The organism is Corynebacterium liangguodongii, from assembly GCF_003070865.1.
Lineage (GTDB): Bacteria > Actinomycetota > Actinomycetes > Mycobacteriales > Mycobacteriaceae > Corynebacterium > Corynebacterium liangguodongii.
Window position 1 is genome coordinate 1,793,387 of sequence record NZ_CP026948.1, and the last position, 15,793, is coordinate 1,809,179.

Consider the following 15,793-nt stretch of genomic DNA (forward strand, 5'->3'; position numbering starts at 1 on the left):
GCGCTTGCGCGTGCCGCGGCTTAGGGCGCCGAGGTGCTAGTTGTTCAGCGGCTTGCGGGTCTTCGCCATGTGTGCGGCGCGGTCGGCGTTCTCCTGGCGCGCGAGCACGTCGGAGGCCGCGTTGACCTGGCGGTCCGCGAGCTCCGCCTCGGTGGCCGTGCCCTCCCCAGCGAAGACGGATGCGAGGGCCTCCCCGATCGCCTTATCCGTCTCGGAGCCCTCGGTGTAGCTCAGCTCCTCGCCCGTCAGCGGAAGCTCGGCATCAGTCGGGGCTGCGTATCCCTCAGCAAGCTCTCGGGCGAGCTCAAGGGCCTGCTCGACGACGTGGTCCGGGCTCATGATGACGCGGTCGTTCTCGCGCCAGAAATCGACGTTGAACGCCGGGACCGGCCGCACGTTGAGTAGCGCGTGGAAGGCGACCTTGTGCGCGTCCGACACACCGAGCTCGAGCAAACGCTCGAGCAAGCGCACCGGGCCGGACCAGGCCGGGAAGAGGCCGACATTGCGCTCCGGGAAGCCGACCCGGGTCTCGCCGTGGATGACGGAGGCATCCGTGTGCAGGAGCAGCTCCATGCCTCCACCGAGAGCGACGCCTCGGACAGCGCCGATGACCGGGTAGGGAGCGCGGCGCAGCGCGTGCAGGCCGTCGATGCCCTGGCGGATAGTCGCCTTACGGGCGGCCTCGTCGCCATGCGGGCCGGAGATCTCCGCTAGGCGGGGCAAGTTCGCCCCGGCGGAGAACGCGCGCTCCTCGTCGTTGGCGATGACGAGTGCCTTGAGGTCCCACTCGCCGGCCTTGGTGAAGAGCCCGGTGACGTCGTCGGTCGAGGAGTTCATCGGGGTCTTGTAGAAAAACACGCCGATGCCGTCATCAAGCTTGTAAACGGTCGCGCCGGCGTTCTCCGCGATGACCTCTGCACCTTCGACCAGTGCGGAGACACGCAGCACGCCCTCGCGCTCCGCGCGCTCGGTGAGCTGCCCGTCGGTGCCGAGCACACTGCCGTCGACGTAGAATCCTCCGGCCGCGCGGGCGGCTTCCAAAAGCTCAGGGGTGGCGTCGAAAAGCGATGCAACGTAGTCCAGGCCGATCGCGTCGGCGAGCGCGAACGGACCCTTCTTCCAGCCGTAACCGAGCTCCATGGCCACGTCGATCGGCTCGACGGTCGGTGCGACCTCGGCCGCGGTGTCGAGGCAGTACTTCAGTGTCAGGCGGAAGACCTCGCGGGCGTAGTTGCCCTCCGGCGTGCCGGACTCCATAAGCTCCTTTGGGTCCTTCGGAACCTCGAAGGCCTGCTTCGGGCGGTAGTCGTGTGCCTCGAAGTCGTAGACCTCGCCGCGGCCGCGGTAAAACCCGGACTCCGCGGTGCGGCCGGTGTAGCCCTTCTCCAAAAGCTCGGTGAACTGCGGGGAATCGGTCACCCCGAAGTCCTGCAGCGCGTCCTCGGCGGGCAGCGCCTTGAGCAGGGTGTTCCAGATGTGGGGGGCGACCTGCAGGCCGACGTAGTCAAAGAGGCCGAACACGCCGGTGCGCGGCACGCCGAAGGGGCGACCGAAGGCGACATCCGCCTGCTCCGGCACAATTCCCTGGTCGAAGGCGACCTGCGCGCCGGCGCCCATCCAGAAGGTGCCGATGCGGTTGGCGATAAAGCCCGGGGTGTCGCGGCAGTCGATGACGACCTTGCCCAGGTCGCGCTCGAGGATCTGGCGCAGCTTCTCGCCTACCTCCGGAGAGGTCGCGGGGCCCTGGACGAGCTCGACGAGGCGCATCACGCGCGGCGGGTTGAAGAAGTGCGTGATGGCGAAGTCTGCCTTGAACTCCTCACTCGCCTCCTCAAGAAGGGTGGACAGCGGGATGGTCGAGGTGTTCGAGGTCACCGGGGTCCCCGGGGCGCGGTGTGCGTCGACCTTGGCAAAGGTGTCGCGCTTGACGTTAATGTCTTCGAAGACTGCCTCGACGATCCACTCGGCCTCGGCGAGGCGATCGAGGTGATCTTCGGTGTTGCCGGGCACAATGCGCTCCGCATACTCGGGGCGAGCGAAGCCGTGGTGCTTGAGCTGCATCTCAACGCCTCGGCGGGCGCGCTCGTTGCGGTCCTCGCCGTCGGAGGGCAGGTCGAGGAGGTGGACCTTGATGCCGCCGTTTGCGAGCAGCGCGGCGATACCCGAGCCCATCGAGCCCGCGCCGAGAACTGCTGCGGTGGTGATGTTCGTTGCCATGAGTATTCCTTAAACCTCCAGAACGAGAGCGATTCCCTGTCCGCCGCCGATGCAGGCGGTGACAAGACCCAGGCCGCCGCCGGCGTCACGCAGGGAGTGGATGAGCTTGGTAATCAAGATAACGCCCGTGGCACCAATCGGGTGGCCGAGCGCGATTGCGCCGCCGTTGATGTTCGTCTTGTCGTTGTCGAAGCCCAGCTGGTCGGACACGGCGAGCGCCTGGGCGGCGAACGCCTCGTTGGACTCGATAAGCTTGATGTCCTCAAGCTTCAGACCAGCCTTCTCCAGAGCGCGCGGGACGGCGACGGTGGGGCCAAGGCCCATGTACTTCGGGTCGCAGCCGGCCAGCCCCCAGGAGACGACCTTCGCCAGCGGCTCCAGGCCGTACTGCGACAGGCCGGACTCCCCGGTCATGACAAGAGCCGCGGCAGCGTCGTTGATGCCGGAGGAGTTTCCCGCGGTGACGGTGCCTTCCTTGCTAAACGACGGCCGCAAGCCGGCGAGCTTCTCCGCGCTGGTCTGGCGCGGGTGCTCGTCGATGGCGAAGTCGCCCACCGCGACGATCTGCTCAGCGAAGCGCCCGGCCGCAATCGCCTCGGCGGCGCGGGTCTGCGACTGCAAGGCGAACTCGTCCTGCCGCTCGCGCGATATGCCGTACTGGGCGGCAACGTTCTCTGCAGTCATCCCCATGATGCCGTTGCCCATCGGGTCCGTCAGCGCGCCGGTGAGCCAGTCCACCAGCTTGCCGTCGCCCATCTTGCGGCCCTGACGCATGCCCTCGACCGAGTAAGGAGCCTGGCTCATGATTTCCACGCCGCCGACGAGCGAGAGCTTCGCGTCGTCGGTGAGGAGCTGCTGAGAGGCACTGACCACCGCCTGCACGCCTGAACCGCAGAGGCGGTTGACGCCGTAAGCGTGCGAGCCCTCCTTCATGCCCGCCTCGAGCGCCACGGCGCGCGAAGTGTAGAAGTCGCGCGGGACCGTCGTCACAACGTTCGCCCACACCGAGGAATCGAACTCTTCGGCTGACACCCCTGAATCGGCGATGACGGCCTTGGCGATGTGCGCTCCCAGGTCGATGGTGGAGAACTTCGACAGGGAACCCCCGAAGGTTCCGATCGGCGTGCGCTTGGCGCTGGTGATGAATATGGATTGGGTCATGCCACTCCTTGTGGTACTTGGCTTGCGTAACAACTACCGACCGAGTTTAACCCAAGTCACACAGGCGCGGTGCGACGCTAGTCGTCCTCGGCCGTACCCAAGTGCTGAGTGACCAAATAACCGCGGCGCATGCGCGCGATCAGATCCGCCCGCAAGGACAGGATGAAGACCCACACCACCGCGAACATCACCCCCACCGCGGTGAGCGACCAATGCACGAAGAACCCGCATACAACGGGGACCTGCAGCGCCAGGTCGATGCCGAGGGCGCCCCTGAAGCGCTGCGCGAACGACATCGCGAGGTGCGCCAGGCCTACCACGGTGACATAGACCCAGTTCACCGTGGTCCAGTGCGCCCCGTCGTCGACCTTGAGCACGACGAGGAGCACCAAAAAGATCGTCAACGCTTCCATGACAAGCGTGCCGGAGAGCACGCCGCGCAGGCCCGCCATCGGGTCTTTCACGGGCTGTTTGCCGGGGCCGAGTGGGCTGACATCGGGGCGGGTCATGCGGGGTCCTTTCCGAACATCGCGCGGGCTTCACCGGCGGTGACGACGGAGCCGGTGATGACGACCCCGGAGCCGGATTGCACACCGACCTCCGCGAGGGCGTCCTCGGCGAGCTCCACAGCGAGCTCGTAGGCCGCTGGCAGGGTCTCGGCGACGTGCACGCGCTCGTCGCCGAAAATCTCGCGGGCTTCGCCCGCGAGCTCGTAGGCGTCGAGTGCGCGCGGCGAGGAGTTCTGCGTGATCACGACCTCGGTGAGCACCGGTTCGAGCTCCGTGAGGATCCCGGTTGCGTCTTTGTCTCCGAGCACGGCGATAACGCCGATGAGGCGGGTGAAGTCGAAATCCGCGGACAGGGCCTGGGCGAGCGCGCGGGCACCGTGGGGGTTGTGGGTGGCGTCGATAAACGTCGTCGGCGTCGCGCGCACCCGCTCGAGCCTGCCCGGGGATTGCACATCGGCGAAGCCTTTGCGCACCGTATCGGCGTCGAGGGGGCGCTGCGCGCTCGCCCCGTGGAACGCCTCCACCGCGGCTAGGGCCACCGCGGCGTTGCGGGCCTGGTGCGGGCCGGGCAGCGGCAGGAAGATCTCGTCGTAGGTTCCGCTCAGGCCCCGCAGCGTGAGGGTTTGGCCGCCCACGGCCACCCCGGCGGATTCCACGCCGAATTCGAGCCCGAGGCGGGCCACCGCGGAATCCGCCGCGACGGCTGCCTCAAGCACCACATCCATCGCCTCGTCCTCCTGGTCGGCGACGATGGTGACCGAGTCGGGGTTGGTGATAATCCCTGCCTTCTCCCCGGCGATCTGCCCGATCGTCTCCCCGAGGTATTCCGTGTGATCGAGGCCGATAGGGGTGATGACGTTGACGTCGGCATCGATCACGTTTGTGGCGTCCCAGCGCCCACCCATGCCGACCTCGACGACGGCGACCTCAACGGGGGCGTCGGCAAACGCGGCGTACGCGATACAGACCAGCACCTCGAAGTAGGACAGGCGCTGGCCGAGGCGCTCCTCCGCCATCTCAATGTACGGTGCGATCTGGGTGTAGGTGTCGACGAAGACCGCCGGGTGGACCGGCTCGCCGTCGATGCCGATGCGCTCCGTGATTGTCTGCAGGTGGGGGCTCGTCGTGCGCCCCACGCGGTGGCCGAAGGCGCGCAGGAGCGAATCGATCATCCGCGTCGTCGAGGTCTTGCCGTTGGTGCCGGCGACGTGGATCGCGCGGAAGGACCGCTGCGGCTCGCCGAGCAGGTCCATCACCAGCCGGACCCGGTCCAGCGTGGGATCGATCTGGGTCTCGCCAAACCGCTCGAGCAGCACGTCTTCGACCCGCCGCAGCTCCGCGAGGTCACGCTCGCTCACCGGTCGCCGCCGGCCCGCGCCCTCCCCGCTCGTGGGGTCGGGGCTGCCGAGGCCGAGGCGCAGGCCCGATTGCTCCAGGGAGACGTCGTAGAGCTCGTTGTCCTCCATCACCTTAAGCCTCCGGCAGTGCGCTGAGGCGGGCGTTGATGCGCTCGAACTCCTCCCGGGCGACGGTCTGGCGCGCCCGGATCTTCTCCACGACCTCGGCGGGGGCCTTGGCCAGAAACGACTCATTGGCGAGCTTCTTGCCCGTGGTCTCGAGCTCCTTTTCGGCCTCGGCGAGCTCCTTGGTCAGCCGCTTGCGCTCCGCGGCGACGTCGACGGTTCCCGAGGTATCGAGCGCGACGTCGAGGGTGGCGCGGGCAAGCCGCACCTCCACGCTTGCCGACGCCTCAAACCCGCCCTCCGGCACGCTCACCTTCGCGATCGCTCGCACGAGCTCTTCTTGCTCGGCTAAGTCCGCCGCGGCGAAATCGAGCCGGGCCGGCACCTTCTGGGAGGGCTTGACCCCCTGGTCAGAGCGGAAGCGGCGCAGCTCGGTGATGAGCTTGACGGCGTCTTCGATGCGGCGGCGCGCCTCCGCATCCGTCTCCGCCCCGCCGTTCGTGTCGGCGGAGGTGGGCCACGGGGCGAGGGTGATGGTCTCCTGCTCGGTCAGCGCGGTCCAGAGCACCTCGGTGACAAACGGCATGGTCGGGTGGAGCAGACGCAGCACGACGTCGACCACACGGCCGAGCACGATGCGCGTGCGCTGCCCGCGGGCGCGCTCATCCTCACTGGCCGCCGCCTCGTCGCGCGGGATCTGGGTTTTGGCGATCTCGAGGTACCAATCGCACAGCTCGTCCCAGGCGAAGTGGTAGAGCTCCTCGTTCGCTTTCGCGAACTGGTAGTCGTCGAGGTAGGCATCGACCCGCCCGCGCACATCTTCGACCCGGTCGAGGATCCACTTATCGGCGTCCGTGAGCTCCGCGCGCGCCGGCAACTCCGCCACGGCGGCGCCGTTGAGCAGGGCGAACTTGGTCGCGTTGTAGAGCTTGGTGGCAAAGTTGCGCGCCGATTGCGCGTTGTCCTCGCCGATTGGCAGGTCGACCCCGGGGTTCGCCCCGCGGGCGAGCGCGAAGCGCAGCGCATCAGCGCCGAAGCGCTCAACCCAATCCATCGGGTCGATGCCGTTGCCCAGCGACTTCGACATCTTCCGGCCCTTCTCATCGCGCACGAGGCCGTGGAGGTAGAGGTCCGTAAACGGCACCTGGGGGCGGCCGCCCGCGCCCGCGCCGAGCAGCTCGGGGGTCTGCGCCGCGGCGAAGGTGCCGAACATCATCATGCGCGCCACCCAGAAGAACAAGATGTCGTAGGCCGTCACCAGCACCGACGTGGGGTAGAACGTCTCCAGCTCGGGCGTCTTTTCCGGCCAGCCCATCGTGGAAAACGGCCACAGGGCGGAGGAAAACCACGTATCCAGCACATCCGGGTCCTGGGTGTAGCCGGCCGGGGGCTCCTCGTCGGGGCCGACGCAGACGACCTCGTTGTCGGGGTCGTTGGGGCCGTACCAAATCGGGATGCGGTGGCCCCACCACAGCTGGCGCGAGATCGTCCAATCGTGCATGTCGTCGACCCAGTCGAAGTAGCGCTTCTCCATCGACTGCGGGTGGATCTTGGTATCCCCGGAGCGCACCGCGTCCCCGGCCATCTCGGCGAGCTTGTCCACCTTGACAAACCACTGCAGAGACAGCCGCGGCTCGATCGCCTCGCCGGAGCGCTCCGAGTGGCCGACGGAGTGCACGTAGGGGCGGATCTCTTTGACGATGCGGCCCTGCTCCGCCAGCGCCTCGCGCACCGCGACGCGTGCGTCTTCGCGGCTCATCCCGTCGAAGCGGGTGCCCGTATCCGCAATGCGCCCCTTCTCATCCATGATGATCGGCATGTCCAGGTCGTGGCGCAGGCCCATCTCGTAGTCGTTCGGGTCGTGCGCCGGGGTGATCTTCACCGCGCCGGTGCCCAGCTCCATGTCCACGTGATCGTCCGCGATGACGGTGAGCGTGAGGTCGTCGCGCAGCGGGTGGGGGAAGGTCTCACCGACGAGGTGGGCGTAGCGCTCGTCGTCGGGGTGGACGGCAATTGCGACGTCGCCAAGCATGGTCTCCACACGCGTGGTGGCAACAACGATGTGCGGCTCGGCGTCATCGAGCGAGCCGTAGCGGATGGAGACGAACTCGCCCTCGACGTCTTTGTAGACGACCTCGATGTCGGACACCGCCGTCTCCAGGACCGGGGACCAGTTGACCAGGCGGTAATCGCGGTAGATCAGCCCGGCGTCGAAAAGCTGCTTGAATATGGTCTGGACCGCCCGGGAGAGCCCCTCGTCGAGCGTGAAGCGCTCCCGCGACCAATCCACGCTATCGCCAATCGCGCGCATCTGCGTGGTGATCGTGCCGCCGAAGCGCTCTTTCCACTGCCACACCCGGTTGACGAACTCCTCGCGGCCGTAGTCGTAGCGGTCCTTGCCCTCTTCTTCCTTGAGCTTGGCCTCCACCTTCGTCTGGGTGGCAATGCCCGCGTGGTCCATCCCCGGCAGCCACAACACCTCGTAGCCCTGCATGCGCTTGCGGCGCACGAGCGAATCCATCAACGTGTGGTCGAGCGCGTGGCCCATGTGGAGCTGACCGGTGACATTGGGCGGGGGCAGCACGATGGAGAAGGCGGGTTTGCCGGAGGTGGGGTCGGCCGTGAAGTAGCCCTTGTCCACCCAGCCCTCGTAGAGGGAGCGCTCGTGCTCCCCCGGCTCCCACGACTTCGGGAGCGCATCGGCGCGGTTCGCGCCTACCAGTCGTTTCGTCTGCCCGTTGGCCCCGTTGGAATCAGTCACGCGCAACAGTCTAGCCGCGCGCTGTGACGCTCCAGCAGCAGAGCTAGAAAAGGCGATCCGCCACCGCCGCCTCCGCGCGCAAAGACTCGATGTTCGCGGCGATGCGCTGGCGCTGGAAATCGCTGAGCTCTAGGCCCTCGACCACGCTAAAGCGCCCGTTCACGCCGACGGCCGGGAAGCCAAAGACAAGCCCTTCATCGACGCCGTATTCGCCGTGCGAGACGGAAGCGACCGTCACCCACCGACCCCCGGTCCCCCGCACCCAATCGCGCATGTGGTCGATCGCCGCCGAGGCGGCCGAGGCCGCGGAGGAGGAGCCTCGGACGTCGATAATCTCCGCCCCGCGCCGCGCCACGCGCCCGATGAACTCGTCGACGTACCATACCTCGTCGAGCCGGTCCCGCACAGGCTCGGTGCCGACGCGGGCGTGGGCGATGTCCGGGAACTGGGTATCGGCGTGGTTGCCCCACACCGCCAGCCCTTCGATCGCGGCCGAAGCCACGCCGAGCTTGGCCGCCAGCATGGAGGCCGCCCGGTTGTGGTCGAGGCGCATCATCGCGTTGAAGTGCTCCGGGGCGATGTCGGGCGCCGCCTTGTTCGCGATGTAGGCGTTCGTGTTGGCAGGGTTGCCCACCACGAGGACCCGGACATCCTCTGCCGCGGAATTGTTCAGCGCCCGTCCCTGCTCGAGGAAGATGCGCCCGTTAGCGGCGAGCAGGTCCTCGCGGGATTCCCCCTTCCCGCGCGGCTTCGCGCCAACGAGGAAGGCCGCGTTCGCGCCCTCGAAGGCGCGCTCGGTGCTATCCGTAACGTTGATGCTTCCCACCAGCGGCAGCGCCGAGTCGCTGAGCTCCATGGCCACGCCTTCCGCGACGCGCACGGCCTGCGGGATCTCCGCCAGCGTGAGGTTGATCCTGCGACTGGGCCCCCACACCTCGCCCGCGGCGATGCGCCAGAGCAGCGAATAGGCGATGTTTCCGCCGGCCCCGGTGACCGTGACGTTGACCGGTGAGGTATCCAGCGTCGGATCTGCGTGCAACGAGTTGTCCCTGTGTTCCATGGCGTTGTGCCCCTTCGGAATTGGTGCGTCCTACCGGGCCGATTATACCCCCGCCGGTGCCGCTCCCAGCGCCGCTTGCGGCACACCCCTGCCTACCCCCGCCGTGCACCTCGCGGGCCGAGGTGCGGCGAGTTTTCTCCTCCGTGCCCGCGGATCTACCCCCGCTGCCCTCCCCCGAATCCCACGCTACCCGGCGCTATCGTGCACCATAGGTGGAATACAGACCACTCCCCGCCGAAAGGAGCTTCCTGTGGCTACACCGCCGCGCGGATCTTCGCACCCCGGCCCCACCGGGGCGGAGCGCGAAGGCGGGGACTACCTCGACGAGGTCTACCCCACCGGCTCGGAAGACCTCGACCGCGTCATCGACGCGGCCGTGTCCATGTTTGCCGCAGACGGCTTCGCCGCCACCAGGCTCGAGGCCATCTCCAAGGTCTCCGGCATGTCCAAGCGCATGATCCACTACCACTTCACGGACAAATTGGGCCTCTATCGCCGCGCGCTGGCCCGGGCCATGGAATCCATCTCCCCGCCCGTCGAGGTGATGGGGCGCTCCTACGCGGTGCCGGTAGAAGGGATGCGCCGGTTTATCGACGCCATCTTCTACCGCTTCCAGGACAACACCGCCGCGGTCGCCCTCATGCTGCGCGAAAACCTCGACAACGTGCTCGATCCCAGCGAGACAGCGGCGCTCAGCGGGCACAGCGACGCGCTTTTGCACATGGAGCGCCTCCTGCTCCTCGGCCAGGACTCCGGCGCGTTTCGCCCCGGCATCTCCGCGGCCGACGTGATGTTGCTGGTCTCCTCCGTGTGCGTCTACCGCATCGCCAACCACAAGGCCTCGCTCGCCTTGGGCCAGATGAAGCTGACCAACCAGCGCAATACCGAGGGGCTGCGGCGCATGACCATCGACATGGTGCTGGGCTTTCTCACCTCGAATATTCCCGATTCGGGCTACCCCAGCTACCTCGAGGCCACCTCGAAGCCGGACGCGCAGGCGCCGAAGCAGGCCGACGCGTACGCGATCGAGGCCCCCGAGATCTACTAGCGCCGCGCTAGGCAGATTTCTTCGTCTTCTCTGAGACGTACTCCGGCTCCGCCTCCCCGCGGACGACCTCGGCGGTGATCACCACGGCGGTGACGTCCTCGCGGTCCGGCAGCTCGTACATCACGGGCACGAGGATTTCCTCCATGATCGCGCGCAGGCCGCGGGCGCCCGTTTTGCGTATCGACGCCCGATCGGCGATCTCCCCGAGCGCGTCATCATCAATCCGCAGCTCCGCACCGTCCATGGCAAAGAGCTTCGAATACTGTTTGACCAGCGAATTCTTCGGCTCCTTGAGCACCCGCACGAGGGAGTCGCGGTCGAGGTCTTCGACGTTGGCCAAAATCGGCAGGCGCCCGATGAACTCCGGGATGAGCCCGAACTTCACCAGATCGCCCGGCTGCACCTGGGCCAGGAGGTTCGATTCCTCGCGCTCGGATTTCGAATCGATCTCGGCGCCGAAACCAATGCCCTTCTTGCCCACCCGCTCCGCGATGACCTTATCCAATCCCGCAAAGGCACCCGCGACGATGAACAAGATGTTCGTGGTATCGATCTGGATGAACTCCTGGTTCGGGTGCTTGCGCCCGCCCTGCGGCGGGACCGAGGCGACGGTGCCCTCGAGGATCTTCAAAAGCGCCTGCTGCACTCCCTCGCCCGAGACGTCGCGGGTGATCGAGGGGTTTTCGGACTTGCGCGAGATCTTGTCCACCTCGTCGACGTAGATGATGCCGTGTTGGGCGCGCTCGACGTCAAAATCTGCCGCCTGCAAGAGCTTGAGCAGGATGTTTTCTACGTCCTCGCCCACGTAGCCCGCCTCCGTCAAGCTGGTGGCGTCCGCGATGGCAAACGGCACGCCCAGCATCCGCGCCAGGGTCTGCGCGAGGTAGGTCTTCCCGGAGCCAGTCGGGCCGAGCAGCAAGATGTTCGACTTCGCAATCTCGACGTCTTCCTCCCGCCTGCTCTTGCGCCAGCTGCTCACCCCGCGGGTGCGCTTGTAGTGGTTGTAGACGGCAACGGCCAGGGTGCGCTTGGCCGTGTCTTGGCCAATGACGTACTGATCGAGAAAGGCGACAATCTCGCTCGGCCGGGGAAGCTTCTCGCCGTCGCGGGCATCGGCGTCCTCGGACCCTACGAGCTCCTCTTCGAGGATCTCGTTGCACAGCTCGATGCACTCGTTGCAGATGTAGACCCCACCGCCCGCGATGAGCTTGCGCACCTGCTTTTGCGGCTTGCCGCAAAACGAGCACTTAAGCAGGTCGGATGAGTCCTGGGTGACTGCCATGAGGGTTGAGCGCTCCCATCTAGATGAAAATTCGGCGACTTCGTCAGGTCTGGATAAGTGTAGTATCTCCACCGTCTCACGGCGGTAGCGGTTTTACCAACGTAGCCGAGGCGCCCGACATTCCGGCGCGGATAAGGCAACAATGGGGTGGCACGCACATCTCAAGGAGGAAACACGATGCAACCGGTCCGCCTGTACGCAGAAGAATTCGGTGGTGCGCCCCACGGGGCGTCGCCACGCACCGTCGTCTTGCTCAGCTCTATCGCCACCACCCTCGAGACCTGGCGCAACCAGGCCCCGGCGCTCGCTGAGACCCATCGCGTCATCGCCCTCGATCACCTGGGCCACGGGCGTTCGCCGCGCTCCCAGGCTGCGCCCGGGGAGACCACCGTGGATGATCTCGCCGCCAACGTCCTGGCCACGCTCGACGGGCTCGGCGTGGAGCGCTTCAGCCTCGTAGGCCTCTCCCTCGGCGGCGCGCTGGCGCAGTACCTCGCTGCGACCTCGCCGCGCGTCGAGCGGGCGGTATTCTGCTCCACCGCGGCGTTCCTCGGCGGCCCGCAGCGCTGGGTGGAGCGCACGAACATCGCGCGCAGCGAGGGCATGGCCGCGCTTGCCGACGACATGGTGGCCAACTGGTTCACCGCAACCTACCGCGCCGAACACCCGGACATCGTCTCTTGGGTCCGCGAGATGATCCGCGGCATTGACGCCGAGGGATTCGCCCAAAACGGCGACGCGCTCGCCGGCTGGGATTTCGCTTCCCGCCTGGGCGAGATCACCTGCCCCGTGCTCACCATTGCCGGTGCCGGCGACCCCTCGACCGGCCCGGAGCAGCTTGCGGAGATTGCGTCGGGCGTGGCCGGGCCGGTCGAATCAGTCGTCGTCACGCCTGGCTCGCACCAGCTCGCGCTGGAAAACCCCGAGCCCTGCACCGCGGCGCTCGTGGAGTTTTTGGCCTAGCGGTTGAGCTTGCGGTAGTCGAAGACCTGGTCGATGATGCCGTACTCGACGGCTTCCTCGGCGGTGAGGATCTTGTCGCGGTCCGTGTCCTCGCGAACCTGGTCCTCGGTGCGACCAGTATGGTGCGCCAGCGTCGTCTCCATCAACCGGCGCATACGCTCGATCTCCGCGGCCTGGATCTCTAGGTCAGAGACCTGGCCCTGGGTGCCCTGGGTGGCGGGCTGGTGGATGAGCACGCGGGAGTTCGGCAGCGCCGCGCGCTTGCCGGGGGCACCTGCGGCAAGGATCACCGCCGCCGCGGAGGCGGCCTGGCCCAGGCACACCGTCTGCACGTCGGGGCGCACGTACTGCATCGTGTCGTAGATGGCCATCAACGCCGTGAACGAACCGCCCGGCGAGTTGATGTACATCGTGATGTCGCGATCCGGGTCCTGCGACTCGAGCACGAGCAGCTGCGCCATAATGTCGTTGGCAGACGTGTCATCGACCTGGGTGCCGAGGAACACGATGCGCTCCTCGAAGAGCTTGCCGTAGGGATCGATCTGCTTGGTGCCGAAGGAGGTCTCCTCCAAAAACTGCGGCAGAACATAGCGAGAGTGAGGCATCTGGAAAGTCATGTTAGTAGTCTCCTGTCCTGCTTAGTTTCCGACGGTTCCGTCGCTGGCCTGGCTAGCGCTGTCGATCACGTGATCGACAATGCCGTAGTCCTTTGCTTCCTGCGCGGTAAACCAGCGATCGCGGTCCGAGTCCTTGGTGATTTGTTCGAACGTCTGACCCGTGTGCTCCGCGATGAGCTGAGCCATCTCCCGCTTCGTCTGCGCGAACTGTTCCGCCTGGATAGCGATATCGGCGGCGGTACCGCCCACGCCTGCCGACGGCTGGTGCATCATGATGCGCGCGTGCGGCAGGGCGTAGCGCTTGCCCTTCGTGCCGCCGGAGAGCAGGAACTGGCCCATCGACGCAGCCAGGCCCATGCCGTAGGTGGCGATGTCACACGGCGAGTACTTCATCGTGTCGTAGATGGCCATGCCAGCGGTGACCGAGCCACCGGGGGAGTTGATGTAGAGAGAGATATCGCGAGTCGGGTCCTCAGCCGAGAGCAGGAGGATTTGCGCGCACAGCTTGTTCGCGATCTCATCATCCACCTGCTGCCCGAGAAAGATGATGCGCTCTCGCAGCAGGCGCTCGTAGACGGAGTCGCCGAGGTTCATCCCGGGTTGCGGAGAAGTCATGTTGGCTCCTTGTACGTAAAAAGCGTTAACGGTCAATGCCACCACACTACTAGCCGGTTTCGGCCACGGACACCGTGTTCGCTGTGGGCGTACTTCGCTCTCCCCCGCCTGCACAAGCAGTCCTCGGCACCACGAGCGATCCGTGACGTTAACAGCGCTGGGAAAGTATCCCAGCGTGGTCGTGCCCCGACTCCGCGGCTGTCGAGTGGGCCACTTACGGACTTCCGCATTGCGGAATTTCCCGGTTTAGCCCCTATCCACAGAGTGCTTACAGGGGTTGCGCCATTGCTCTAGCTCAGGGTTTAGGCCCTCTTTCTCCCGCATCGATATCGAGGCGACACCGCCTCGTGGCGGCATCGTCAACACCACAGACGAAAGAAGATCCCCTAGCGTGCCGGATATGGAGAATGCCGCTGCCTATTGCGCGAACCCGCGGTACCGGCTACCCCACAACGATAGACGCTCGGTGCAATAAAAAGCCCGCCTCCGACACCACTTCGAATCCGGGGCGCCGGGGCGGGAGAAGGGGCTCATCCCCTAGCTTTCGGAGTCCTGCGCGGACTCGGCATCGTCGGCGCCATCCTCGACCTCACCGAAGTACTCGTTCGGGTCGACAGAGTTGCCCTCCGAGTCGGTCACAGTGGTGCGCGAGATCGCGGCGGCGAGGGCCTTGCCGCGGCGGACGTCGGCAAACAGGTTAGCAATCTGGCCGGACTGCTGCAGCTGCATAACAAACTGGTTGGGGTCCATACCGTAGGACTGCGCGGTAAACAGGATGTGGTCGGTGAGCTCCTGCTGGGTCACCTCCGGCTCCTCCTGCTCGGCCACAGCGTCGAGGAAGAGCTGCGTGCGCACAGACTCCTCGGCCTGGCTGCGAGTCTGGGCATCGAACTCCTCGCGGGTGGTGCCCTGAGCCTCGAGGAGCTGGGCAAGCGCGTTTTCGTCGTGCGCGAGCTGGCCGAGTAGCTGGTGGACCTGGTTGTGCGCCTGCTCGTCGACGACGGATTGGGGCAGCTCGAAGGAGGTCTGCTCGAGGGCAGCCTTGAGCACCTCGTCGCGGATGGCGACGGCCTGCTCGGACTTCTTCGACTCCTCAAGCTGGGACTTCGTGCCCTCGCGCAGCTCCTCGACGGTGTCGAACTCGGAGGCCATCTGCGCGAAGTCGTCGTCAAGCTCGGGCAGGGTGCGCTCCTTGGTCTGCTGGACGCGGACCTTGACGGTCGCCTCCTCACCCTTGTGGTCGCCGTGCTCGATGGTGGCGGTGAATTCCGCCTCGTCGTCGGCCTTGAGCCCCTTGATTGCCGCGTCAAGGCCCTCGATGAGGTCGCCGGAGCCAACCTCGTATGACAGACCCTCGGTGGTGGCCTCGTCGATGGTCTCCCCGTCGATCTCGGCGGTGAGGTCAATGACGGCGAAGTCGCCCTTCTTGAGCTTGCGGGAGGTTTCCTTGAGCTCGCCGAAGCGGGAGCGCAGGTTGTCGATCTCGGCGTCGATTGCGGCATCGTCAATCTCGATGGCGGGAACCGTGACGGAGATGGCGGAGAAATCCGGCACCTCGATGGCAGGGCGGACGTCGACCTCCGCGGTGAACTCGACGACGTCGTTATCCTCGATCTTGGTGATGTCGATCTGCGGCTGGCCGATCGGCTTGAGGTCATGCTCCTCTACCGCCTGCTCGTAGCGAGACGGCAGCATGTCGTTGACAACCTGCTCGAGGAGCGGGCCGCGGCCGAAGCGGGCGTCGATAAGCTGGCGCGGAGCCTTGCCGCGGCGGAAGCCCGGGATCTGCACCTGCTGGGCGATCGCCTTGTACGCCTGGTCGATCTCAGCCCCAAGCTCGTCGAACGGGACGTTGACGGTGAGCTTGACGCGCGTATCGCTGAGCTTGTCAACGGAAGTCTTCACGGATATCTCCTGTAGGGTTTAAATGTCGTACGGTCGGTGTATGTAACGTCTGCCGGACAACCTCACCGGTGGATTGCCCATTGTCGGGGCGACAGGATTTGAACCTGCGACCCCCTGCTCCCAAAGCAGGTGCGCTACCAAGCTGCGCCACGCCCCGTATCCGGCCTCGCAAGCCCGGTGGCGGGCTTACGG

At 66.3% G+C, this 15,793-nt stretch carries 12 protein-coding genes and 1 tRNA gene; 2 read left to right on the plus strand and 11 right to left on the minus strand.

The window, feature by feature from the left end:
- Window positions 1-36: 36 nt before the first annotated feature.
- The 6 genes from C3E79_RS08510 to C3E79_RS08535 all read right to left on the minus strand — a co-directional run bounded on the left by C3E79_RS08510 (window position 37) and on the right by C3E79_RS08535 (window position 9,171).
- Window positions 37-2,217, minus strand: coding sequence for a 3-hydroxyacyl-CoA dehydrogenase NAD-binding domain-containing protein (locus C3E79_RS08510; protein WP_108404529.1), 2,181 nt, complete (start codon window positions 2,215-2,217; stop codon window positions 37-39).
- A gap of 9 nt (window positions 2,218-2,226) precedes the next feature.
- Window positions 2,227-3,378 carry an acetyl-CoA C-acyltransferase gene (locus tag C3E79_RS08515; RefSeq protein ID WP_108404530.1) on the minus strand — a complete coding sequence of 384 codons (1,152 nt, stop codon included), beginning with the start codon at window positions 3,376-3,378 and terminating at the stop codon, window positions 2,227-2,229.
- Between the two features lie 77 nt (window positions 3,379-3,455).
- Window positions 3,456-3,887 (minus strand): DUF4233 domain-containing protein, encoded by a 432-nt coding sequence (locus tag C3E79_RS08520; protein ID WP_108404531.1) that lies wholly within the window; start codon window positions 3,885-3,887, stop codon window positions 3,456-3,458.
- Window positions 3,884-5,353 carry a bifunctional tetrahydrofolate synthase/dihydrofolate synthase gene (gene folC, locus C3E79_RS08525; RefSeq protein ID WP_108404532.1) on the minus strand — a complete coding sequence of 490 codons (1,470 nt, stop codon included), beginning with the start codon at window positions 5,351-5,353 and terminating at the stop codon, window positions 3,884-3,886. The genes C3E79_RS08520 and folC overlap by 4 nt, the downstream gene beginning before the upstream one ends.
- Before the next feature lie 4 nt (window positions 5,354-5,357).
- Window positions 5,358-8,117 carry a valine--tRNA ligase gene (locus tag C3E79_RS08530; protein WP_412778877.1) on the minus strand — a complete coding sequence of 920 codons (2,760 nt, stop codon included), beginning with the start codon at window positions 8,115-8,117 and terminating at the stop codon, window positions 5,358-5,360.
- A 37-nt stretch (window positions 8,118-8,154) separates the two neighbouring features.
- Complete coding sequence (locus C3E79_RS08535; RefSeq protein WP_108404534.1) at window positions 8,155-9,171, minus strand: malate dehydrogenase; 1,017 nt, start codon at window positions 9,169-9,171, stop codon at window positions 8,155-8,157.
- A 250-nt stretch (window positions 9,172-9,421) separates the two neighbouring features.
- On the opposite strand from C3E79_RS08535, the gene C3E79_RS08540 reads away from it, so the two are divergent.
- Window positions 9,422-10,219: a TetR/AcrR family transcriptional regulator gene (locus C3E79_RS08540; RefSeq protein ID WP_235840713.1), complete on the plus strand. Its 798-nt coding sequence runs from the start codon at window positions 9,422-9,424 to the stop codon at window positions 10,217-10,219.
- Window positions 10,220-10,226: 7 nt separating this feature from the next.
- Here C3E79_RS08540 and clpX read toward each other — a convergent pair whose 3' ends face one another.
- Window positions 10,227-11,501, minus strand: a complete 1,275-nt coding sequence (clpX, locus tag C3E79_RS08545) for an ATP-dependent Clp protease ATP-binding subunit ClpX (protein ID WP_108404536.1) — start codon at window positions 11,499-11,501, stop codon at window positions 10,227-10,229.
- 177 nt (window positions 11,502-11,678) lie between these two features.
- Here clpX and C3E79_RS08550 point away from each other — a divergent pair, with 177 nt between their 5' ends.
- A complete protein-coding gene (locus tag C3E79_RS08550) occupies window positions 11,679-12,464 on the plus strand; it encodes an alpha/beta fold hydrolase (RefSeq protein WP_108404537.1) in 786 nt (261 codons plus the stop codon).
- On the opposite strand, the gene C3E79_RS08555 is transcribed toward C3E79_RS08550, so the two are convergent.
- The 4 genes from C3E79_RS08555 to C3E79_RS08570 form a co-directional block, all read right to left on the minus strand.
- A complete protein-coding gene (locus C3E79_RS08555) occupies window positions 12,461-13,081 on the minus strand; it encodes an ATP-dependent Clp protease proteolytic subunit (RefSeq protein WP_108404538.1) in 621 nt (206 codons plus the stop codon). The two genes, C3E79_RS08550 and C3E79_RS08555, sit on opposite strands and share 4 nt — an antisense overlap.
- Window positions 13,082-13,102: 21 nt before the next feature.
- Entirely contained in the window at window positions 13,103-13,696 is a 594-nt protein-coding gene (locus C3E79_RS08560) for an ATP-dependent Clp protease proteolytic subunit (RefSeq protein WP_108404539.1), read from the minus strand.
- A 537-nt stretch (window positions 13,697-14,233) separates the two neighbouring features.
- Entirely contained in the window at window positions 14,234-15,601 is a 1,368-nt protein-coding gene (gene tig, locus C3E79_RS08565; RefSeq protein ID WP_108404540.1) for a trigger factor, read from the minus strand.
- 83 nt (window positions 15,602-15,684) lie between these two features.
- Window positions 15,685-15,758 (minus strand) — tRNA-Pro (locus C3E79_RS08570).
- Between the last annotated feature and the right edge of the window lie 35 nt (window positions 15,759-15,793).

What these genes read in the sequence shown, in the direction of transcription:
- C3E79_RS08510 (WP_108404529.1), bottom strand. Translation starts at nt 2,217, where the DNA reads ATGGCAACGAACATCACCACCGCAGCAGTTCTCGGCGCGGGCTCGATG.
- C3E79_RS08515 (WP_108404530.1), bottom strand. Translation starts at nt 3,378, where the DNA reads ATGACCCAATCCATATTCATCACCAGCGCCAAGCGCACGCCGATCGGA.
- C3E79_RS08520 (WP_108404531.1), bottom strand. Translation starts at nt 3,887, where the DNA reads ATGACCCGCCCCGATGTCAGCCCACTCGGCCCCGGCAAACAGCCCGTG.
- folC (WP_108404532.1), bottom strand. Translation starts at nt 5,353, where the DNA reads ATGGAGGACAACGAGCTCTACGACGTCTCCCTGGAGCAATCGGGCCTG.
- C3E79_RS08535 (WP_108404534.1), bottom strand. Translation starts at nt 9,171, where the DNA reads ATGGAACACAGGGACAACTCGTTGCACGCAGATCCGACGCTGGATACC.
- clpX (WP_108404536.1), bottom strand. Translation starts at nt 11,501, where the DNA reads ATGGCAGTCACCCAGGACTCATCCGACCTGCTTAAGTGCTCGTTTTGC.
- C3E79_RS08550 (WP_108404537.1), top strand. Translation starts at nt 11,679, where the DNA reads ATGCAACCGGTCCGCCTGTACGCAGAAGAATTCGGTGGTGCGCCCCAC.
- C3E79_RS08555 (WP_108404538.1), bottom strand. Translation starts at nt 13,081, where the DNA reads ATGACTTTCCAGATGCCTCACTCTCGCTATGTTCTGCCGCAGTTTTTG.
- C3E79_RS08560 (WP_108404539.1), bottom strand. Translation starts at nt 13,696, where the DNA reads ATGACTTCTCCGCAACCCGGGATGAACCTCGGCGACTCCGTCTACGAG.